This window comes from Azospirillum sp. B506 (assembly GCF_000333595.1).
Classification (GTDB): Bacteria; Pseudomonadota; Alphaproteobacteria; order Azospirillales; family Azospirillaceae; genus Azospirillum.
Genome location: NZ_BADK01000887.1, coordinates 1 through 4470, shown reverse-complemented (window position 1 = coordinate 4470; position 4470 = coordinate 1). Strand labels below are relative to the sequence as shown.

At 55.8% G+C, this 4470-nt stretch carries 7 protein-coding genes; 2 read left to right on the top strand and 5 right to left on the bottom strand.

The features are described from left to right. A partial coding sequence (locus tag I71_RS27460) for a response regulator (protein WP_199902273.1) occupies window positions 1-584 on the top strand: 584 nt, incomplete at its 5' end. A gap of 223 nt (window positions 585-807) precedes the next feature. Here I71_RS27460 and I71_RS37820 read toward each other — a convergent pair. The 3 genes from I71_RS37820 to I71_RS27450 all read right to left on the bottom strand — a co-directional run bounded on the left by I71_RS37820 (window position 808) and on the right by I71_RS27450 (window position 3326). Continuing rightward, the gene (locus I71_RS37820; protein ID WP_148294384.1) at window positions 808-1557 is read right to left on the bottom strand and encodes a hypothetical protein; all 750 of its coding nucleotides are present in this window, start codon (window positions 1555-1557) and stop codon (window positions 808-810) included. Between the two features lie 108 nt (window positions 1558-1665). Beyond that, window positions 1666-2175 (bottom strand): hypothetical protein, encoded by a 510-nt coding sequence (locus tag I71_RS27455; protein ID WP_042701490.1) that lies wholly within the window; start codon window positions 2173-2175, stop codon window positions 1666-1668. Between the two features lie 23 nt (window positions 2176-2198). After that, window positions 2199-3326 (bottom strand): MAC/perforin domain-containing protein, encoded by a 1128-nt coding sequence (locus I71_RS27450; protein ID WP_083897430.1) that lies wholly within the window; start codon window positions 3324-3326, stop codon window positions 2199-2201. A 215-nt stretch (window positions 3327-3541) separates the two neighbouring features. Here I71_RS27450 and I71_RS27445 point away from each other — a divergent pair, with 215 nt between their 5' ends. Then, window positions 3542-3787, top strand: a complete 246-nt coding sequence (locus I71_RS27445; RefSeq protein WP_211098443.1) for a hypothetical protein — start codon at window positions 3542-3544, stop codon at window positions 3785-3787. A gap of 99 nt (window positions 3788-3886) precedes the next feature. Here I71_RS27445 and I71_RS27440 read toward each other — a convergent pair whose 3' ends face one another. Both I71_RS27440 and I71_RS38555 read right to left on the bottom strand, forming a co-directional pair. Then, the gene (locus I71_RS27440; protein WP_042701480.1) at window positions 3887-4072 is read right to left on the bottom strand and encodes a hypothetical protein; all 186 of its coding nucleotides are present in this window, start codon (window positions 4070-4072) and stop codon (window positions 3887-3889) included. 95 nt (window positions 4073-4167) lie between these two features. Further along, window positions 4168-4470: hypothetical protein (locus I71_RS38555; protein WP_159107442.1), on the bottom strand; the 303-nt coding region annotated here is incomplete at its 5' end.

Here is a 4470-nt window from a genome sequence, read left to right as displayed (position 1 = left end):
CGGCTGCGGGGGAAGGGGCGTTCTGCGCCGGCAAGAGCCGGCTGGCGGTGGCCCGCGTGCTTTACCGCCACTGCCACCGGCCGCGCTTCGTCCGTCAGGTGCTGCTGAACGCGCCGGGTCCGAAGGAACGGACGGCACGGGCCAACTGGCTGCGGCAGTCGCTCGCCATGGTCGGCGTGCCCTTCATCGACCTTGCCGCCCAGCGCGTGCTGGTGGTGGATGACGAGGCCGGGCCGCGCGCCTTCGTCATCTCCGTCCTGCAGGAGCTTGGCATCGGCCATGTCGATGCCGCCGCCGACGGTCAGGAGGCGCTGGAGCGCTTCCGGGCCGACGGCGCCGCCTATGACCTGATCGTCTGCGACTGGATGATGCCGCGGCTGAGCGGTCTCGACCTGCTGAAACAGGTGCGCGAGGCACGCAGCGATCTGCCCTTCCTGATGGTGACGGCGCTGGCGACGCTGGAGGCGGTGAAGAAGGCGCTGGCCCACCAGGTCAGTGGCTACATCGCCAAGCCCTTCACGCCCGAGCAGCTGGAGGAGAAGATCCTGCTGGTGCTGGCGCAGAAGGGCGGCGGCGACGGCTAGAGTGCGCTCGGTCTGCGCGGATGTGTGCGAAGCATGATATGCACGGAGAGCCAAAGGCTTGGGGTCTGCCCGGTGCTTGAAAATATTCCGGGCAGACTCCGGCGGTTCAAATCGGACCGATCATGTCATATGCAGATCGATGGGACTGAGAATTCCAAATCCCGTGCTTATCCGTTTAGGAGACGCCGTCTGCCCCGCACTGGTAAGTTGTTCAATTTTCTTATTAGTCTTCAGGAGGTTCGTTAATTTTATAGAATTCTTCTTCCGTTGAACATATGGCAAGAAGATCCAGCACATCTCGTCGATCTTTATCGAGATGTATCCCGTTCTCTTCCGCATGTTTTTCGATGACATTCTTTACGTCAACCACCGTTCGTCGAGCCAGGCTTGCCATGTTATCTATAAGAATATAATTATCTTTGTGCGATATGCTAACGCTTCTGTAGAATAATTTGTATTTTTCATTTATTTCTTTCGTAAATCTCTCGGGTCTGTATTTTGTGTTATAAATCCCACCATGATGAACAATGAGGTTGCGAATTGATTTCGCCCTGTCAAAATATTCTTTTTCTTGAGGTCCGAATGGGGTGATTCCAAGTGTATCACTGTATATTTTATTCACTTTATCAGCCGTTCCAAAATCCTTCTTATCACTTAACAAAAATCCCGGCATGATATCAATATCGCGGTCGATGTCAGGAGAATGGTTTCGTCTTGCATTTTTGTTATTATCTTTATCACTTATGTTTTTTGACAGCGATGGAGATATATTCAGGGATGCTGCGAATAAATCTTTAAAAAAAGCCTCAAAATAAGACATTGCCCCCATATAGCACAAATCTTGAAAGTCCAATTCTTTTTCATTTCTTCTAATAATTGCTTTTAAAATCCACAATTTCTGTGCGAAATATTCCCCGGTTGGAACGCCTCCTGGAAAATACTCAAAATTGCCGAATTCAATTTCTTCTTCCATTTTGGAAACCTCTGAAAGCTCGACTGAGAAGCAAGGCGCGCAACGTGATGCCGAAGTTGCGCGCCCTCGTGCGCATCCTATACGATAATGAATTCAGTAGCACAACCGTCAGACGATGGCCTCGGCGTTCAACGTGATGGCGTAGGCTGTCGTTAAGGCCTTGGCATGTCTGCCATTCGCATCGACATTGGTCACTCGCCAGGAATAGAGGCTGTCCGGATAGGAGGCGGTCGGGAAGTTCTGCGCATTGTCGACGAATGTCAGGCAGAGACCGCCGCCGCAAACGAATTGCGAGGCCGGCGCGTCGGCGATCGATTCGCCGAATTCGGCGGCGTCGGTCTGATTGACGGTGAACACCGATCTCGCCGAAAGGTCGCTCGGAAGGATCAGTCCAATGGCGTAGGAGGTGAGCGAAGTGCTGCTCGCCTTGTTGATGTAGTCGTAGCTCCGGGAAATCCACTCCGTATAATAGCTGTTGCCGGGGGCCGGCGACGGATAGCTGGCATAGACGAACTTGACCGAGCTGCTGCCGTTGGTGGTGCTTTTGGTTCCGCCCCCCACCAGCAGGCCCTGGACGGTCGCCCAAACCTCGTCCCCGCCCGACGTGCTGCTCTGCACCGTGTTGCTGCTGACCGTGATCGTCAGAAGACGGTGGGATCGTAGACGGGGAAGGCGTAGGCGGTCAGGGTTCCCGTCCAGGTTCCCCGGATCATGGGTCGATGCGGACCAGGACGCGATTCCCCGGTGCTGTCCAGGTTTGAAAAGGACCCCATCAGGAAGCTGTTCGAATGATCCGACAGCGCGGCTTCGCCGCAGAGGATCCGCTCCCCCTCGTCCGTTGCCACCGAGACCGTGAAGGTCTTGTAGGGTTCGAGCTGTACGGTCCGGTGCAGATAGGACGGATGATTGAGGCTCTTTGCCAGCAGCGCTATCTGGACATAGCGCTCCAGCACCGACCTTGCCGTCGACTCCGCTGGCAGCAGGTTGAAGAAGGTGACCGACTTGTTCAGTGCCTGGACGGTCTCCGACGTGCAACTGTTGGCCCAGGCCTGGAACGTCGACGGGTCGAGGCAGTTGATGCTGGAGGCAAGCACGGCGCTGCCGCCGACGGCCGCGGTTTGTTGGTCGACTGACGCCTTGGTCGATGTCGTCGCTACCTCTTGTGCGGCCTTTGCGGTTGCCGTGATGCTGTTGCCTGCACCCTGGTAGGACGCACTGACCGAGTTTTCGACGCTCTGCCGATCTTCTTCGGTCATGGTGGCGGATTGAATGGCGATGAATAGGCTGCCGCCCAGCTTCACGCTGGTGATCAGATGAGTGCCCCAGCTGTCGGTGAATGCCTTCGCCTGAGCAGCGGTGGTGATGCCGTTCAGTGCGTTCACCAGATCGGGCTTCAAGGTGCTGAGAATATATGCGCTGTCATCATCCTTCAATGACGTCACGCCGCAGGATATATAACTGTAATAGCTGCTGTTGAAGGATGTTGTTTGAGTGTATTTGCTATCAGTGTAGTTTGTCTGAGCGTCGCCACTTACTTTTGCGTAGTCAGCTTCCAATCCAAATGATTTTGTATAGGTGGTTTGGAGCGTTTGCGCTGTGTATTCGCTCTGGTATTTTCCATCGAAGGATTGTAACGCATCCTGCGTATAGACTTGATCGTCTGGGAGAGACGCGGAAAGGCAGAAAATAGATTGGTAAAATATATCGACAGGTTTCTCGATGTTAAGGGCATTGAAGGAGGATAAAAGATAATCCTTCGGGGATGACATCAGATTCTTCTCCGTTTCAACCCATTGATAAAAATTTGAAACCTCAACGCAGCATACAGAAAAGTTGCGCCGATTGACAAAATTGCACCCAATGTTGCGTTCATCAACCTATATATTTTCGCAAAACGTGAAAATCCGCTGCGGCCGATGCGGCGGCAGGATGGGTTTGGCAGGATCCGTCGGATCCGCAAGCCGGCGGCAATGGTTCGGCACGAATGCCGCCGCAGGCTGTTGTGATGCAGATGCCCATTCTGAGGAGCCATGCCATGGCAGATGACAAAGCGAAGGTGGACCGGATATCCGACAATCTGCTGTCCAACGATCCCGACCGCGACATCGCCGATCCGTTGGAGGCGGCCAAGGCGGTGTCAGACACCGGCAAGCCGATCACCCCCGATACCGAGTCGGCAAAGCAGATCGACCGTCCAGCGAAAAAAGGAAAGGCGGGCAAGACCAGCTGAGGGACGGCCGCCGAAAGAAAAGTTCAGTGCGTGGAAAATTCAGCCTGTGACGGTCTGCGCAGGCTACAGGGGAGAGGGGGCTGGCCGGCAACCGCCCCCTCAGCGCAACTCAAGGCCCGCCTGCTTGAAGGCGCGGGCGAGCGCGTCCACGATGGCCGCGTCGACTTCACCGGTGCCGTAATCGAGGTTCATCACGGCGTACCACGGAACGCCAGCCTTGTTCGCCAGCATCCGTGTCGACCAGCCTAGGCGCAGCCGTGCCTCCTGGCACTGCGTCCCGGTCATGATGGGTCGACTCCACACGTTAGCGTTTGCCTTCCATACCGTCGCCCCGGTCCGGACCGGACCGCTCGAACGAGCGATCCCGTCCGCAGGCGAGGCTATCCACAATAGTGCAAGAATTTCGCCGGCTTGTCATGTGTCGGTTTGTTGCAGGGCGAAACGCTCTGCTTTGCCGGATTGTCATGGAAGGCAATTCGCCGGCATTTGAAAAAAAGCACGCAAAGTGCGCCAAGCCATCTGTCGGACTTCTGCATGACCACGCCGGCATCGGCGACTTGCCGCGTTTGCCGGGCCATGGATGGAAATGCCGGTCCGACACCGCCTTGGCGATGGATCTGCCAGCCCTGTTTTTCCAGGGTTGCTGCCGCCTGGAGTTGCGGGCGACGGCTGGCGGTCAGTCG